This window comes from Gilliamella apicola, assembly GCF_003202655.1.
Taxonomy (GTDB): Bacteria; Pseudomonadota; Gammaproteobacteria; order Enterobacterales; family Orbaceae; genus Gilliamella; species Gilliamella apicola_R.
On sequence record NZ_QGLR01000012.1, the window covers coordinates 147,266 to 164,220 of the forward strand.

At 34.6% G+C, this 16,955-nt stretch carries 13 protein-coding genes and 2 pseudogenes; 2 read left to right on the forward strand and 13 right to left on the reverse strand.

Going from position 1 to position 16,955, the window contains the following annotated elements; translation table 11 throughout:
* Positions 1-5: 5 nt before the first annotated feature.
* From tkt to DKK70_RS10600, 12 genes and pseudogenes are all read right to left on the reverse strand, one after another.
* Positions 6-2,009: a transketolase gene (gene tkt / locus DKK70_RS10540; protein WP_110433957.1), complete on the reverse strand. Its 2,004-nt coding sequence runs from the start codon at positions 2,007-2,009 to the stop codon at positions 6-8.
* Between the two features lie 18 nt (positions 2,010-2,027).
* Positions 2,028-2,702, reverse strand: coding sequence for a ribulose-phosphate 3-epimerase (locus tag DKK70_RS10545; RefSeq protein WP_110433958.1), 675 nt, complete (start codon positions 2,700-2,702; stop codon positions 2,028-2,030).
* 7 nt (positions 2,703-2,709) lie between these two features.
* Complete coding sequence (gene rpiB / locus DKK70_RS10550) at positions 2,710-3,150, reverse strand: ribose 5-phosphate isomerase B (protein ID WP_034884755.1); 441 nt, start codon at positions 3,148-3,150, stop codon at positions 2,710-2,712.
* Positions 3,151-3,261: 111 nt separating this feature from the next.
* Positions 3,262-4,293: a zinc-binding dehydrogenase gene (locus DKK70_RS10555; RefSeq protein WP_110433959.1), complete on the reverse strand. Its 1,032-nt coding sequence runs from the start codon at positions 4,291-4,293 to the stop codon at positions 3,262-3,264.
* A gap of 4 nt (positions 4,294-4,297) precedes the next feature.
* Entirely contained in the window at positions 4,298-5,347 is a 1,050-nt protein-coding gene (locus tag DKK70_RS10560; protein WP_110433960.1) for a galactitol-1-phosphate 5-dehydrogenase, read from the reverse strand.
* Between the two features lie 63 nt (positions 5,348-5,410).
* The gene (locus tag DKK70_RS10565; protein ID WP_110433961.1) at positions 5,411-6,682 is read right to left on the reverse strand and encodes a PTS galactitol transporter subunit IIC; all 1,272 of its coding nucleotides are present in this window, start codon (positions 6,680-6,682) and stop codon (positions 5,411-5,413) included.
* A 66-nt stretch (positions 6,683-6,748) separates the two neighbouring features.
* A complete protein-coding gene (locus DKK70_RS10570; protein ID WP_110433962.1) occupies positions 6,749-7,030 on the reverse strand; it encodes a PTS sugar transporter subunit IIB in 282 nt (93 codons plus the stop codon).
* 20 nt (positions 7,031-7,050) lie between these two features.
* Positions 7,051-7,524 carry a PTS sugar transporter subunit IIA gene (locus DKK70_RS10575; RefSeq protein WP_034884671.1) on the reverse strand — a complete coding sequence of 158 codons (474 nt, stop codon included), beginning with the start codon at positions 7,522-7,524 and terminating at the stop codon, positions 7,051-7,053.
* A gap of 5 nt (positions 7,525-7,529) precedes the next feature.
* Complete coding sequence (locus DKK70_RS10580) at positions 7,530-9,644, reverse strand: BglG family transcription antiterminator (protein ID WP_110433963.1); 2,115 nt, start codon at positions 9,642-9,644, stop codon at positions 7,530-7,532.
* A 305-nt stretch (positions 9,645-9,949) separates the two neighbouring features.
* Positions 9,950-10,381, reverse strand: a pseudogene (locus DKK70_RS10585) (transketolase-like TK C-terminal-containing protein); the annotation flags it as partial.
* A 518-nt stretch (positions 10,382-10,899) separates the two neighbouring features.
* Positions 10,900-12,147 carry an enolase C-terminal domain-like protein gene (locus DKK70_RS10595; RefSeq protein WP_110433966.1) on the reverse strand — a complete coding sequence of 416 codons (1,248 nt, stop codon included), beginning with the start codon at positions 12,145-12,147 and terminating at the stop codon, positions 10,900-10,902.
* A gap of 110 nt (positions 12,148-12,257) precedes the next feature.
* Positions 12,258-12,971, reverse strand: a complete 714-nt coding sequence (locus DKK70_RS10600; protein WP_110434119.1) for a FadR/GntR family transcriptional regulator — start codon at positions 12,969-12,971, stop codon at positions 12,258-12,260.
* A 246-nt stretch (positions 12,972-13,217) separates the two neighbouring features.
* Between DKK70_RS10600 and DKK70_RS10605 the strand changes: the two genes are divergently transcribed.
* Positions 13,218-13,985 carry an SDR family oxidoreductase gene (locus tag DKK70_RS10605; protein WP_110433967.1) on the forward strand — a complete coding sequence of 256 codons (768 nt, stop codon included), beginning with the start codon at positions 13,218-13,220 and terminating at the stop codon, positions 13,983-13,985.
* Positions 13,986-14,016: 31 nt separating this feature from the next.
* Positions 14,017-15,258: an MFS transporter gene (locus DKK70_RS10610; RefSeq protein ID WP_110433968.1), complete on the forward strand. Its 1,242-nt coding sequence runs from the start codon at positions 14,017-14,019 to the stop codon at positions 15,256-15,258.
* 1,294 nt (positions 15,259-16,552) lie between these two features.
* On the opposite strand, the pseudogene DKK70_RS17255 reads toward DKK70_RS10610, so the two are convergent.
* Positions 16,553-16,771 (reverse strand): annotated as a pseudogene (locus DKK70_RS17255) (transketolase-like TK C-terminal-containing protein); the annotation flags it as partial.
* Positions 16,772-16,955: the final 184 nt, after the last annotated feature.

Here is a 16,955-nt window from a genome sequence, read left to right on the forward strand (position 1 = left end):
ATCTCCTATTTTTTTAACAATCGTTGCGCATGATGAATGATATTCTCGACGGTAAAACCATAAGCTTTAAACAGATCTTTGGCCGGCGCAGAATCACCAAAATGATCGATAGCAATCATATCGCCATTTTCACCAAGAAATTGAGACCAACCAAATGAACAACCTGCTTCAATAGCCAAACGAGCTTTAACCGAACTTGGAAAGATTGTCTCTTGATAGCTTTTGGTGGTTTTAGCAAATATTTCCCAACTGGATAAACTAACCACTGATGCATCAATATTTTTTTCACGTAACTGGTTTTGCGCCTCAATCGCTAAAGAGACCTCAGAACCAGTGGCTATCAATATAAGATCAGGCGTTTCGTTAATCGCCGGCGATACAATATATCCTCCTTTTTTAACGCCTTCGGTCACCTCTTGTTGTGGATTAGCTAATATAGGTAAATCTTGTCTTGATAAAACTAAAGCTATTGGTCCACTTTCATTGTCAATGGCGATTTCCCATGCTGCTCGAGTCTCTTTGGCGTCAGCAGGACGAATAACCGTTAAATTTGGCATCGCGCGTAATGATGCTAAATGTTCAATAGGCTCATGTGTGGGACCATCTTCGCCAACGGCTATACTATCATGGGTAAAAACATAGGTAACAGGAAGATTCATTAAAGCCGCCATACGAATTGCTGACCGTAAATAATCAGAAAAAACAAAAAACGTCGAGCCAAACAAACGTAACCCTCGATGTAATGCCATCCCATTCAACATACCACCCATGGCAAATTCGCGGACACCAAACCAAATATTTTTATCTGCAGGAGAATTTTTGCTATATGCGCCGCTTGCATCGATAAACGTTTTGTTAGAACAACCTAAATCGGCTGAACCACCAAAAAATTCGGGTAGTACATCGGCAATGGCATTAATCATTTTGCCTGAGGCGGATCGAGTAGCTATTGGTTTAACATCATTGAACTCAGGAAGATTTTTTTGCCAATTAGAAGGGAGATGACCCGCAATAACACGACCAAGTTGTTTTCCTTCATCAGGATAAGATTGACAATATTTTTCATATTGTTGATTCCATTGTGTATTAGCTTGATCACCTAATTTAGAATATTTTTTCAAATGTTGTTGTACATCTTCAGGAATAAAGAATGGTTCAACATTTTCACATTGATAAAATTGTTTAGCAGCAAGCGCTTCTTCTTTACCTAAAGGGGAACCATGACAAGCAGAACTATTACTCTTAGTTGGCGCCCCATAACCAATTGTTGTTTTGACCTCAATTAGTGTTGGTTTTGCAGATTTCTTAGCTTTTTCGATGGCGGCATTTATTTCTGATAAGTTATTACCATCCGCTACTGTTAATACTTGCCAATTATAAGATGTAAAACGTTGAGCAACACTTTCACTAAAAGTAATATCTAAATCGCCATCTAAGCAGATATCGTTTGAATCATACAATACAATCAATTTACCTAATGATAGGTGTCCTGCTAATGATGCCGCTTCAGCTGATACTCCCTCCATCAAATCGCCATCACCGCATATTGCAAAAGTATAATGATCAACTATCTGATTATCTGGTTTATTATACTGTGCCGCCAAATGGCTTTCGGCCAGAGCCATACCCGCAGCCATGGCAATACCTTGGCCTAATGGACCAGAAGTCGCATCAACCCCTGGAGTCCAGCCAAATTCAGGATGACCTGGTGTTCGACTTTTGTGTTGCCTGAATGATTTCAAATCATCCAATGTGACTTGATAACCAAAAAGATGTAATAAACTATACAATAGTGCTGAACCATGGCCGGCTGATAATACAAAGCGGTCACGATTAAACCAATTCGGATTATTGGGATTGAATTTTAAATGATTAGCAAATAGAGAATAAGCCATTGGAGCTGCACCCATTGGCATTCCTGGATGGCCTGATTTTGCTTTTTCAATCATATCAATTGACAGTGTTCTTATAGTATTGACGATTTTTTGTTGTAAATCTTTTTCTAACATAATGCTAACTCCTTAATATTATTCTGTTAATTCTATTTGTTTTCTAATTTTCTCAACTCTTACCGTGTAATTATCATTATTTTTTTTATTAAACAGTGCGGATGTCCCTAAAACAAAAACATCAGGCAAACTATTTTGCATTAAATTAATGGTTTGCAGATTAATATTGCCATCTACTTCAATTAGAGGCGGATTTTCTAACTCACTTAATCTGATTTTTAATTGCGCAATTTTATCTATAGTATTTAGTTGAATTTTTTGTCCAGCAAACCCTGGATTAACCGTCATGAGTAAAATCATATCGATGTGGGGCAAATAAGGTTCTAATAATGAAATTGGTGATAATGGATTAATAGCGATAGAGGGACAGATATTTTGTTCGCGTAGATAATCAATTATGGAAAATGCGTCATCACAAGCCTCAATATGGAAAGAGATATACTTTGGTTGGATCGAAGCAAACATTTGAGCATATTTTAACGGCGCTACTGTTGCTAGATGGATATCTAACGAAATTGTTGTGGCGGATTTCACCCAAGCAAGATGTTCGGGACCTAAGGCAAGATTTTTAACATAGACGCCATCCATGACATCACAATGTAATAAATCAACCTTTGCCTGCTCCAGTTGTGTTAACTCTTGCTGTAAGTTAAGTTGATCAGCACACATTATAGAAGCTGCAATCTGTTTCATAACAACCTCACTTATTTTCGAGTTCTGTTACCATATCAACTCGTCTTTTATGTCGACCTTTGGCAAACTCACTGGTGACCCATATATCAACAATATTAAGTGCTAAACCAATACCTAAAACCCGTTCACCTAAGCAAAGAACATTGCTATCATTATGTTCTCTGGTTGCTTTAGCTGAAAAACAGTCAGCAACTACCGCCGCTCGAATTCCCTTGATTTTATTGGCCGCAATCGACATACCAATACCGGTACCACAACATAGAATACCGAGTTCAGCTTTTTTACTAACAACTAACTCAGCTACATTTTTTGCATAAATTGGAAAATCGACACTTTCATGGCTATAACAACCGACATCAATAATTTCATATCCATTGGTTGTTAAATGAGTAATGATAGTATCTTTTAAATTCTTTCCACCATGGTCACAGCCAATTGCAATTTTCATACTATTACCTCATAACTATCTAAGCGTTACTTGACACACCTAGTTTTTAAATTAAAAAATAGATGTGTTATCAATTATTTATTAAAAGATTCATCTTATTACGATTTGAAATTAAGATTTGATTAATACCTTTATTTCTGTACCTTCCATGACTTTATCGAATGCTGTTCGCCAGTCACAAAGGTCAAAAATCTTAGTGATCATCTTCTCAGTATTAATTTTATGTTTGGCCAATAGATCTAATGAGGTAATCCAAGAACTCGGTTTTTGTGAACGTGAACCAATATAATTAATTTCACGTTGGATGATGGACTCCTCATCTAGTTCGTTAGTTTTCTTAGCAAAGAGTCCAACTTGAACAAAATCGCCTTTTTTACGAATTAAAGGTAACCCTTGATTTACAGCGGAAATCACACCCGAACAATCAAAAATACGATCGACACCTATATTGTTGGTCATTGATAAGACTAAAGTGGTTAGATCTTCTTTTTGTAGATCGATAATGCGATCAACACCAAGTTCAACGGCTAATTCTAAGCGCGGAAGATCTCGGGTAATTCCCGCCATAATGACAGTTGCTCCTTGTGATTTAACAACTTGAGCAAGAAGTAATCCGATAGGTCCAGGACCAAAAATAAGCACAATATCTGTTGGCGAAATCGTTGTTTTTTCTAAAGCAGCATGAACACAACATGCTAAAGGCTCAGTAAGTGCCGCTGATTTATAGCTAATATTGTCATGCAGAACATGGCAACTTTCTTCACGCGATAATACAAATTCAGCCATACTACCGTTGATTTGAGTACCTATTCCTTTACGATTTCCACATAGGTTATAGTCTTTTTTCAGACAATATGGACAAGTACCACAAGTTTGGAAAGTTGTTTCACTGGTAACGCGATCGCCGACTTTAATACTTTTAACATCAGGACCAATCGCTACCACTTCACCGGAAAATTCATGTCCTAATACAACTGGTGTATTAGCGTTATTATATTCACCTTTAAAAGTATGAATATCAGAGCCACAAATACCGGTATAAACGACTTTAATTTTTACTCTATCTCCATATACTTCAGGTTCATCAATTTCTCTTAATTCCATTTGATCATAGCCTGAAGCTGTCTTTACTAATGCTTTCATAATATTATTTCTCCATATAAGGCAGAATAAGAACTTTGTTATAGTCATGTTGACCAGATAAAATCATGTCAAATGCTTCTTTAGTTTCTACTAGTGGGTAGCGATGAGAGATCAGGGGTTTTAACTTAATACGTTGTTGTCGAACAAGTTCAATGGCGGTTGTCCATGCCCTGCCAGGAAATGGCGCTGAATAGGAATTCCAAAAACCTTTGAGTATCAATTCACGACGAAAGATATTTTCAAACGCTTCTTCGTGCAATAACACATCGGAATAAGCAATACCCACATAACCAATTTTGCCCCCTTTTCTACTCACTAATAAACACTGCTCTTGTGTCACTTTTGAACCAGCGCATTCCATAACAATGTCAGCGCCAACACCACGGGTAATATCATCAATTCTCTCTTTTAAATCTTCTCTGGTCGGATTAATGGTGTAGTGACAACCTAAACTCTTTGCAAAAGATAATTTTTTATCACTAATATCAACAGCAATAATCTGAGTTACTCCATTGGTTATTAAACATTGGGTGGTTAACATCCCAATAACCCCCAATCCAAAAATGACAGCGGTATCCCCTAATTGTGGTTGAATACCTAATGTGGCATGCAGTGCGATGGCAAGGGGTTCAAGCATTGCGGCTTCATCAAAATCAAGATCATCAACCGGAAGAACATTATTTGCATTTAAAACGACGTTTTCCGCAAAAGCACCAAAGAAATGAGCGCCTAACATTTGATAATGTTCACAAAGTGAAAACTTGCCAGTTTTACAATTAACACATGTATAGCATGGTAAAAATGGTATGCCAGCTACTCTTTGTCCTATTGATAATCCTGTAACATTGCTACCTATCTCACTAATAACGCCTGAAAATTCATGCCCCATTACTGCCGGTAAAGGATATTTCCATTGAGTTTGCATCTTGTGGATATCCGATCCACAGATGCCAGCTGCCATCACTTTGACTCGAACATCATTAGCGCCACATACTCGAGGTTTAACATCCTCAGTATTAATAATCTTGTTTTGATAAAGAACTGCTGCTTTCATATTTTTTCCTTACCACTTAATTGCAATATCCAATTGATTAAATAAATATTTGTTAACCATTAATTAAAAAAAGGTTTCCCATAATTGAGAGAACTTAAGAATTATCCAGTTAAAGAAGTTACCGCCCATATCTAAAGTACTTAATTCACTAGCACCTTCAGGGAATTTATAAACCCCATCTAACATTGCGGTATGCACTGCACCAAAATCAGTTGCCATAAGTAATGCAAAAGCAATAACTACCGTACCACTTAGGACCGAGTGGAGAATGTTACCGTTGCGTGAAGCGACAACGAATGACACATAGAATGGAATGGTAGCCAGATCACCGAATGGCAATACTTTATTACCGGGAATAACAATCGCTAAAAATAGGGTTATTGGTACCAGTAATAAACCTGTTGAGATGTTAGCTGGATGGCCGATCGATAACGCGGCATCTAAACCAATATAGAGTTCTCGCCCCTTGAATCGTGATTTCATATATTCACGGGCTGCCTCTGAAATAGGAATTAAGCCTTCCATCAGAATTTTTACCATACGAGGCATTAATAACATTACCGCCCCCATAGAAACTCCGAGTTTAAAGGTTTCACCTATTTCATAACCAGCAAGCAAACCGATGACAATACCTAGTATTAAGCCCATAATCATTGGTTCACCAAAAATACCAAAGCGTTTTTGGATGGTTTCCGGATCGACATGTAAATCTTTAATCACCGGAATTTTACCGATAACCCAACCAATAGGTATTCCGACAAAACCGAATGCTGCTGTTGAACCAGTTGGTAAGGACACTCCTTTAAGACCATAGAAATTTTCAACTAAGTGTTGCGTTTTATCGGCCATCCATAGACATAGCACTTCATAGATAAGTGCACATAAAATTGCAAACCACCAGTTACCACCTGTGACGATAAAACCGGTTGCTCCTGCTGCAATAAAGTGCCAATAGTTCCAAATATCAACATTTAACGTTTTGGTCATCTTAAAGAAAATTAAGATAAGATTTGCCACTAAACAGATAGGAATTAAAATAGCCGCAACCGGGGATGCCCAAGAACCCGCTGCTGCCCCAGGCCAACCAACATCAATAATGGTTAAACTTAAACCGAAACGTTCAACCATCTGCTGTGCGGCTGGTCCCAAACTTTGTGAAAGTAATCCAATAACAAGGTTGATACCAACAAAACCAATACCAATGATAATTGCCGAACGAATTGCTCGCCCCACCGGGACTTTAAAAATAATAGCGATAAGAAAAATAGCAATTGGTAAAATAACCGTAGGGCCTAAACCAAGTACATATTGCACGCTTGCTAATAATGTATCCATATTCCATTCCTTGCTCAGTAATATTTAACGTGTAGGTAAATTTGAGTTACCTAGGGACTTAATTTTTCATCTCAAATAAGACAATATTTCTTCATCTAATGCCTCCTCGTTAATGCCACTGATATAAGCCGTAGCAATAATGGCCGGGATTTGGTAAGTAGTTGGTAAAATTGTGGTTGAAACAATAAGATCAGCCTGATGTTGTTGTGAGGCAGCTTCGGCAATTTTTATCTGTTTTACTTCAGCATCAATTTGATGTTTTTTGATTAAACGTTCGACTCTATCTGTCACCACGGTTGAAGTGGCAATTCCAGCACCGCACGCGACTAATATTTTAAGTTGGCTCATGATTAACTCTCCTAATAGTATTACTTGTTATCCAATGAAATATCTTGAATGATTTGGGTTATTTCATTATGGCTTTTTGCTTTAATTAATTGATTAACATAATTTTTATTTTGTATTGTCCTCATAATTTGCTGTAAGACGGCTAATTGACAATGGGGTTTATTTAAACCAAGAACAAAAATTAGTTTGGCATTTACCATCTGGTTTTCATTCTCCATTGACTTAAATTGGATAGTTTTTTGCGGAATAATAATTCCGATGAACTGCTCTTTTATGCAATCAGGATCGGTGTGTGGAATAGCAACACCATAACCATTAAGTTGAATTCCTGTAGGAAAACAACTTTCTCGCTCATTAATCTTAGATAAGAAAGCGTTGGTAACTAAATCAAGCTGTAAAGCCTGATTAGCGACCATTTGAAAAAGCTCACTCGTATCACGGCAATAGCTATCTAACCAGATCATTTTTTCTTTTAAGAAATCGATTAAATACATAGAACTTAATTCTCCTGTAATATAACTTGTTGTTTTAATTTGAATTCATTTTGAGACACAAACATTTGTATTTCTTGGTATAGCTGTTCTGAAGTAGTGGTATCATGTAGTTTTTTTAATATTGAACGATCGTTAGCTAACTCCATTAGTTGCAATAATGCTGTGAAATGTGATCGTCTATCTGTTGCAGCAATAACCACCACAAAATGGAGTTTGCCGAGTTGTTCACTACCAATACCTTGCTTAATATGTAAAAGACTCATACAAAGCTGGTTTGCACCTTTCTCAATTTCGGCATGAGGAATCGCGATAGCCAGTCGCAGAACAATACTTTCACTGATTTCTGGATAACGAGAGATCATTGCCTCAACATAAGTTTGGCTAATTAAATTTTCATTTAATAATGGTTGGGCAGCTAAACGAATTGAATCATGCCAAGTTTCAACGCTATCGGTTTTCGTTATATGGGTAAGCGTTAAAAGCTCGGCAAGATTCTTTTGAGTCTCTTTTTGATGTTCCAGTAAATTTGATGTTGAAGCTAATGAGTCAACAATTGCTCGCTCTAATTTTTTTCTTTCTTGAATAATGGTATATTTATCAATCAATCTCATCAGCTCTTCAACGCCGATAATATTGCATTCAATGTTATACACCGTGCGCATAACTCGACATCTAAGATCATATTGTTCTTTTTCGTTCATAACTTGATTGATGACGAACATGGTTTTTGAGGTATAAATAGGTATGGTGGTAAAAACCACGTCATAAATTACATTGGTTTGCTCAAATTGCCGGGCAGACATGGCAGGATAAAACATGATTTCTGGAAAAATCGATCGTAATGTCTTATCCATAATTCGAAGAATGGATAAACTACCAGAACAAACAATAACGGCTTTAATTGGCGAATTAAAATTCTTATTTATTTCGATTAAATGACCACCAAAAAACAACGCTATTAGCATACTTTCATTATCAGGAATCTTGGTGCCAATAACCTCTTCTAACGGTTTTAAAGATTGTTTGATAAAAAAATGAATAATATTGAATTCACTATCAGTTTCATCAAACGCGCTAGTATAATCAGTTGATAATTTATATTTAATTCGATAATAGGCTGGCTTAATATGTGCATAAAGCCTTTCTAATAAGAGATCTTTATTTTGTAATACAACGACAGCATTTTTTTCAAATTCATCAATGATCTTGACTAATGCTGCGCGCAATTCTTGTTTATATTTATTGATTGGTTTAGCGGTTTGTAATTGTTCTAAGAGAACATTAGAGATTAACAACTGCAAAGTGATATAAAATCTTTCTGGTTGAGGAATATTATTTCGATTACCAATGAGTATTTCAGTTGCGTTATATTCTCGCGTATCAGATAGTTCGGAATAATCGATTAAAAAATCAGCTTTGATAATCGAGTTTTTTTTAATTCGCCTAAAAATTGTCTCTAAGATATAAGGCAAAATCCGCATTTTTTTGTCAATAAAACGGATTTTTAATTGTTCCTCGACCTGCTCTAAATTTTGCCGATGTTTTTCAATGGTATCGGTATTTATACCGGTGAATTCACTAACCGCCAATTCACCACAAAAACTCTCCATAATATGTTCTAGAGCATAAATGAAGGCGGTACGAATTCGCCATTCATCACCTTTAATTTGATAACCAGTTTTTCGAAAATAACAGATATCTATTTGGTATTTGTTTAGCGCATTTTGGGTCAGTTTTAAATCATTTAACACGGTATTTTTACTGACGGATAAACCAAAAATAAAATGGTTAAGAGATAATTTTTCAGTGCTCGCAACTAACATTAAGATGATTAAACTAATGCGTTCTTTTTCGGAGGGAATATAGCGTTGCTTTGCTTTTTCTTGTGGTTTAAGATCGGAGACCAATTGAAATAAATCAGGCTCAACCACAAATTGACCATTTGAACTTCGATGTATTTTGGGATAAGTTTGCTTTTCTAACCAGCTATTAATTTTATTAAAACTATAATCAATTTGTCTTCGAGTTAAATTTAACCTCGCTTGCAAATCCATGCTGGTTATATTGAGATGAGACAAAATCTCTTTCAGTAATATAGCACTTCGTTCATCTAAATACATGTGACATCCTCCACACATTTGTTAGTAAAAAGTCTAAGATAGCTTAAAACAAAGTGATATTGATTTTGGGTCCAATGTGTGGTGTTTTGATTGTGCCAAGGTGGGAGAAAAATTTATAACCAAATAATAAACAATAGGTTATAAAATGGCTTTCATTACTGGGAGTTGGATATATAAGTGACTAAAATAATCGATAAATGTGTTTTAAAACTAAAATTAAATTCCTCAAAAAACATAAAATAAACATATAAAAAAACTCCGCTAAAGTTGTTAGCGAAGTTTTATACTATTAAGCAAACTATAATTTATTTCAACAAACTTTTTGCCTGTTCCACAACATTATCAGCAGTAAAGCCAAACTTAGCAAACAGTTGATCTGCTGGGCCTGATTCACCGAAGCTTGTCATACCGATAATTTTACCGTTTAGACCAACATATTTATACCAGAAGTCACTAATGCCTGCTTCAATAGCTAAACGAGCCGTTACTGATGATGGTAATACTGATTCTTTATAGGCTTGATCTTGTTTATCAAATGTATCGGTTGATGGCATTGAAACCACTCTCACTTTTCTACCCGCTGCAGTTAGTTCATGATATGCAGCAACGGCAAGTTCAACTTCTGAACCGGTAGCAATAAGGATAAGTTCAGGGGTACCGCTACAATCATTTAAGATATAACCACCACGATAAACATTAGCTAATTGCTCTTCAGTATGTTCTTGTTGTTTAAGATCAACCGTGTATTGCCACCGGGTAAACTCACTATGCAAGTTTAGCGATAAATTTCATGCTAGCCGCTGTTGTTGCAACAATTTTGGTCATTTCCCGATCAGCAGTTATTACTCTATTTATCCATGAGATCAATATTATATCTATTAGTCTAAATTTTATTATTCTACTTGCTATCATCGTTCAAGATGATATAAGAGTTGTAGCAATTAAGGTATTACGAAGTCATAAAAATACTAAAAGTGTTTTTGCATTACTCTTATTGATGAGTTGAATTAATGGATATAACAAAGGATTAACCGATCTTATTATGTAGTCAATTGGCGTAGCTGATTTTTTTGGATAAGAATAATATCAGTTTTAGCAATAACAACATTTTTTCTTTATTTCTAAAATGATCAACAGTAAAAAGCAACCACTGAAAGTAATTTTTAAAAATAGATTCTGAATAATATATAACATTAAAAGGATTAACATAATTTTTGCTTCAATTATACAAAAATAAGTTAATCCATTACAGTAGTTATGGTCGTGCTGCGGTTCCATCAGGAGTTCGAGCATTTGTCCATGATGGTAATCCACCAATCACTGGAAATTTTTTCGCTTTTTGTTCATCAATATCGATGCCTAATCCTGGTCTATCATTTAGATAAGCATAGCCCTGATCAATTTCAGGACAACCTGGGAACACTTCTCTCAGGTCATCGTTCATTGGGGTGTATTCTTGAATACCTAGGTTAGTAATACTTAAATCAATATGCATATTGGCAGCAACACCTACAGGTGAAATATCACCAGGACCATGCCATGCGGTACGGACCCCATGTAATTCACAAAGTGTCGCTAATTTTTTAGCGGGTGTTATTCCGCCAATCATACTGATATGACAACGGATAAAATCAATTAAATGCTGGGTAATGAGATGTTTATATTCTGCAATATGGACAAAAAGTTCCCCCATAGCAATTGGTGTTGAAGTTTGTTGGCGCATAACATTTAAAAAATCTACATTTTCAGGAGCAACAGGATCTTCTAAATAAAATAAACGATAATCCTCTAAACTTTTTGCCATTTGCAGTGCTGCAATCGGTTGAATTCGTTCATGAACATCATGAATAAATTCGACATCAAAACCAATTTTATTGCGTAGATGGTCAAAAAATTGAGGAATACTGCGCGCATATGCATCAGGATCGAAATAGATACCAGCAGTTTTGTTATGAGGTGAACGTTTAGGGTGAATATTTTTGGCTTTATCATATTGAGTATTGATCAATTTGAGATCTTCAGTGCCAGCACCACCATACATCCCCATCTGGCAACGCACATATTGATACCCCTCTTCCATGGCGGCGCGAATATTGTCTTCGGCAGCAATAGCATCCCCACCATCACAATGACGATAAAGAGGAATACCATCACGACATTTTCCGCCTAACAGCTCGTAGACAGGCATGTTTGCCATTTTACCTTTAATGTCCCAAAGTGCCATGTCCATAGCAGATACAGCATTATTGATTACTGGACCATTACGCCAATAGCCACTAACCACGGCTGATTGCCATAAATCTTCGATTCGACGGGGATCTTTACCTATAAGAAATGGTTTTATGTAGTCGTTTATTGCAGCTTCAACTGCAAAAATTCGTTGGGTAAATGTTGCGCAGCCTAGACCATATAGACCGTCTTGGTTAGTTTCAATCTTAACAACAACCAAATCTATTCCACCCGGTGCTGTTAAGATAGTTTTCACATTTGTTATTTTTAACATAAAATCTCCGATGTATACTTGTTTTCTAACTAACTTGTATGACATCGTATCTCGCAAATTAAAAATAACACTATCTTAGATAGTATGCAAGTTTTTTAAATTAGCATTGATCAAACTTCTTCTTTTAGTTTATTAATTGCAACAACATTGGTTTTCATTGCATTATCAAGTGAGAGTTTTGCGGTAATAACATCATGCTCTTTGATAGCCATAAAGACTTTAATATGAGCTTCAATACTTTCGAGTGTTATACCTAACACTCGATTCAGTTCTTCTAAATAATAATAATACACATCCTTAATAGTATGAATAATATTAATAAATATTTTGTTATGTGATGCCTCTATAATCGCGATATGAAAGTCTAAATCAGCTTGTGAATATTTTTTGTAATCATTCTTATTTATTAACATACGGTTTAGCGCTTCTTCGATTGCTAAGATATCTTGCTCATTAGCATTGATAGCAGCAAGTTCAATACACTTAAATTCAACCGTTTGTCTAAAAACCATCATGTCAGTAAATTCTTCTTGACTTAAATGCATAATAGGTTGATTAATATTCAATATTTTATTCTTATTCAAATTTTTAGAGACAAAAGAACCCATACCATGTTTTGTATAGATAATCCCCAAATCACGTAACTTTTGCACCGCACTACGAATACTGGTACGACTGACACTAAAAAGATCGGTTAATTCAAATTCAGATGGTAATTTACTCTCTTCAGGCCAGCTTCCATCTAGTATTTTACTTAACATCTGTTCATAGACTGAATCAACTATATTATTTTTTGGAATTGATTGAATCATTACTTTTATCATCTTTTGATTGTTATTAGTGATATTACAGCTGATTGTTCCTATTTTATCAATGCTTTTAATCAATTCGTTATCAAAATTCTCGATTAATTTTGTAGACTTGATCACAAAATTAATACTCTCTTCTTGATCAAAATAAAAACTAAATGCATTCTAATAATAACTTGTATGTCATAATACAAGTAAATGTATGACAATGTATCTCGCCAATATTATTAAACATACAATAAATTTTAAAGGACAAATATAATGCATAAATTATTTGATTTATCAGGAAAAACTGCTTTGATCACCGGTTCTGCACGAGGGTTAGGTTTTTCTTACGCGGAAGGTTTAGCCTCTGCTGGTGCTAATATTATACTGAGTGATCTTCATCAGGAGCCTCTTAATGAAGCGGTAAATAAATTAAAAGCTAAAGGTTATAAAGTAACTGGTTATGTTATTGATGTTGCTAAAGAAGAACAAATTATTAATGCGTTTAACCTTATGGATAAAGATGGTATTCATGTTGATATTGTCATTAATAATGCAGGAATTCAACATCGGCAACCAATGGTTGAGCTCGAATTAAAAGATTGGCAACGTGTAGTAGATATTCATTTAACCGGCACTTTTTTAGTTTCACGTGAAGCGGCTAAAAGAATGATCGCCCGTAAATCAGGCGGTAAATTCATTAATATCTGTTCGTTAACTAGTGAACAGGCTCGTCCGACGGTTGCTCCATATACTGCCGCAAAAGGTGGTATAAAAATGTTAACTAAATCAATGGCAGCTGAATGGGGGCAATTTAATATTCAAGCCAATGCGATTGGTCCTGGCTACATTCTAACTGATATGAATGAAGCTTTAATTAAAGATGAAGCTTTTGATAATTGGGTTAAAAATAGTAACCCAACAAAACGTTGGGGGAAAACTGAAGAATTAATTGGAACAGCAATATTTCTTTCTGCTTCGTCATCAGACTATATAAATGGTCAAGTAATATACGTTGATGGTGGCTGGTTAGCTGTACTTTAATTAAAAATAAATTATCTAGGTAAGAGTTATTATGAATACAAAATTATCTATAAAACGTTGGTGGTATTTGATGCCAATCATTTTTATCACCTATAGTTTGGCTTATCTCGACCGAGCTAATTATGGATTTGCAGCAGCAGCAGGAATTGAACAAGATTTAGGTATTAGCCACAGTATCTCATCGTTGATTGGAGCGTTGTTTTTTTTAGGATACTTTTTTTTTCAAATCCCTGGAGCTATTTACGCATCTAAACGAAGTGTTAGAAAACTCATATTTTGGTGTTTGATATTGTGGGGGCTTTGTGCAGCTGCAACTGGAATGGTACAGAATATAGCAATGTTAATGGCGATTAGATTTATTTTGGGTGTTGTTGAAGCAGCTGTAATGCCTGCAATGCTTATCTACATTAGCAATTGGTTCACTAAATCAGAACGTTCACGAGCAAATACTTATTTGATACTTGGCAACCCCGTTACAGTACTATGGATGTCCATCGCTTCAGGTTATTTAATTGAAGCATATGGATGGAGAGAAATGTTTATAATTGAAGGTTTACCTGCTATTCTTTGGGCTTTTTTTTGGATTGCTATCGTTCGGGATAAACCTGATGAAGTCAAATGGTTAAGCACTTCTGAAAAAGAAAACTTACAAAATGAAATGAATAAAGAGCAAGAAAATATTGTTCCTATTAAAAATTATAGCGCTGTTTTTCATTCTCCTATCGTCATCAAACTTAGCCTAATACATGGTTTATGGAACATTGGTGTATATGGATTAATGATGTGGATGCCATCAATCATCAAATCGGCGTCTTCGTTTGATTTAGTTTCAACAGGATGGTTAACCTCCGTTCCTTATCTAGCTGCAATTTGTTTGATGGTAACAATTTCGTGGTTATCAGATAAATTTCAGAATCGTAAACTATTTGTTTGGCCATTACATGCAATCGCAGCAGTATCATTTTTTACATCATATATACTAGGTATTGAATATTTTTGGGTTTCTTATCTTTTACTCATTGTTGCAGCTGCATGTATGTATGCGCCATATGGGCCATTCTTTGCTTATGTTCCAGAACTTATACCTAAAAATGTTCTAGGTATTTCCATTGGTACTATAAATTGTTCAGGCGCATTAGGTTCGTTTTTAGGCGCTTGGTTTGTTGGTTATTTAAACGGTATTACTGGCAGCCCAAACACTTCCTACACATTGATGGCTTGCTCACTACTTGGTGCAGTAATTCTAATGTATAGCATAAAAAATAAAAACTAATCCTAATATATTAATTTTTCGAATAAATAATCATTGCATAAATATGTAATGATTATTCATATTCATCTAAGGTAAATATATGTAGCTTAAATTTTGATTTCTTATATAATTTTCAAATTATCAATCTACTGTTTTAAAAGATATTTTTTTCTAATAATCATTAAAAAAGAATTATTTCCACATAGTTTTTTATTTGCCTTTCTATATTACTGATTTAATTACAAAGTTAACCAGAAAGATTTAATAATATACTATTTATTTATAATTTTTTAGTCAGGTTCTCATTTTTCCGTTTTTTATTGAAATTATTATTTTTTATTGCTGCACTTTATTTTCCGATAGGATTTTATTATGTAAGTCCCAAAGTTGCAGTGGTAAGTGCAGTATCAGAAACTGATATTGTAGAAATACAAGAATTTTGTTCACAATTACTCTTTTACTTTACTTTTATTTTATACCATTACTATTAGTCATAGGTTTTATTCTTTTTTTAAAATTTCAATTCCCTTAATTAGTCAGTCTAGTTATTTTTATAATCATGAGGTCAATACAAAATTAAATAATAATATTATCGCGATTGCTATTAATGCAGGATTTGAAACCTATTCGCTATCTAATTAAGGAATATAAGGTAGAATGGAAATTACGGTACAGAGAATTACAGCTTATAGTAAAAATATCTTCTATACCAAAAAAGGCGAATACAACGGTAAATTATCTCGTAGTAAATACGATACTTTACTTTTAACTGAATTAGATTCCTTATTAACATAACAGTATGATAAACCGAAACTTATTGTTATGCACTTAATTGGTTCCTATACTCATTTTTGCAAAATGAGTATAGTTTGATATGCAATATGTTCTTAACAATAAAAATGTATCCTGTTATGTTAGTAGCATAAAATAAACAGACGACTTGATAAAGTCAACAATAGAGATACTAAAAAAATATAATGAAGATTACTCCATAGTTTATTTTGCTGCTCATGGGCTTTCGCACACTAAACAATACCAAGATTTAAAACATAATTGAGAAAACCAAAAATAGTTACTAAGTGCCATTGCTATTTTTTAATTCAGGTGAAACCAATCAGGTTAAAATTAATAAACAAATTTCAGGTTATTAATTCGTTTATTTATTAAATCATTGGATAGGGATTCAATTGAACATCCAACATGATTATATTTAATATAATTTGACTGATATACCAAGACAAAAGAATATTCAAATATTCATATTTAAATAGCAACAAAAGAGACTCCAATAACAAGGAGGTTTTTATATTTATATTTATTTCAACAGACTTTTCACCTGTTCCACAACATTCTCAACAGTAAAACCAAACTTAGCAAACAGTTGTTTTGCTGGGTTTGATTCACCGAAGTTTGTCATACCGATGATTTTACCGTTTAGGCCAACATATTTATACCAGAAGTCACTAATACCTGCTTCAATAGCTAAGCGAGCCGTTACAGATGAAGGTAATACTGATTCTTTATAGGTTTGATCTGCTTATCAAAAGCATCGATTTTTTGATTGTGCCAAGGTGGGAGAAAAATTTATAACCAAATAATAAACAATAGGTTATAAAATGGCTTGCATTACTGGAAGTTGGATATATATGTGATTAAAATAATCGATAAATGCGTTTTAAATCTAAGATTAAAATTCATAGAAACATAAAATAAACGTA

What these genes read in the sequence shown, in the direction of transcription:
- DKK70_RS10610 (WP_110433968.1), top strand. Translation starts at nt 14,017, where the DNA reads ATGAATACAAAATTATCTATAAAACGTTGGTGGTATTTGATGCCAATC.
- DKK70_RS10555 (WP_110433959.1), bottom strand. Translation starts at nt 4,293, where the DNA reads ATGAAAGCATTAGTAAAGACAGCTTCAGGCTATGATCAAATGGAATTA.
- DKK70_RS10600 (WP_110434119.1), bottom strand. Translation starts at nt 12,971, where the DNA reads ATGATAAAAGTAATGATTCAATCAATTCCAAAAAATAATATAGTTGAT.
- DKK70_RS10570 (WP_110433962.1), bottom strand. Translation starts at nt 7,030, where the DNA reads ATGAGCCAACTTAAAATATTAGTCGCGTGCGGTGCTGGAATTGCCACT.
- DKK70_RS10575 (WP_034884671.1), bottom strand. Translation starts at nt 7,524, where the DNA reads ATGTATTTAATCGATTTCTTAAAAGAAAAAATGATCTGGTTAGATAGC.
- DKK70_RS10565 (WP_110433961.1), bottom strand. Translation starts at nt 6,682, where the DNA reads ATGGATACATTATTAGCAAGCGTGCAATATGTACTTGGTTTAGGCCCT.
- DKK70_RS10595 (WP_110433966.1), bottom strand. Translation starts at nt 12,147, where the DNA reads ATGTTAAAAATAACAAATGTGAAAACTATCTTAACAGCACCGGGTGGA.
- DKK70_RS10560 (WP_110433960.1), bottom strand. Translation starts at nt 5,347, where the DNA reads ATGAAAGCAGCAGTTCTTTATCAAAACAAGATTATTAATACTGAGGAT.
- DKK70_RS10580 (WP_110433963.1), bottom strand. Translation starts at nt 9,644, where the DNA reads ATGTATTTAGATGAACGAAGTGCTATATTACTGAAAGAGATTTTGTCT.
- tkt (WP_110433957.1), bottom strand. Translation starts at nt 2,009, where the DNA reads ATGTTAGAAAAAGATTTACAACAAAAAATCGTCAATACTATAAGAACA.
- rpiB (WP_034884755.1), bottom strand. Translation starts at nt 3,150, where the DNA reads ATGAAAATTGCAATTGGCTGTGACCATGGTGGAAAGAATTTAAAAGAT.
- DKK70_RS10605 (WP_110433967.1), top strand. Translation starts at nt 13,218, where the DNA reads ATGCATAAATTATTTGATTTATCAGGAAAAACTGCTTTGATCACCGGT.
- DKK70_RS10545 (WP_110433958.1), bottom strand. Translation starts at nt 2,702, where the DNA reads ATGAAACAGATTGCAGCTTCTATAATGTGTGCTGATCAACTTAACTTA.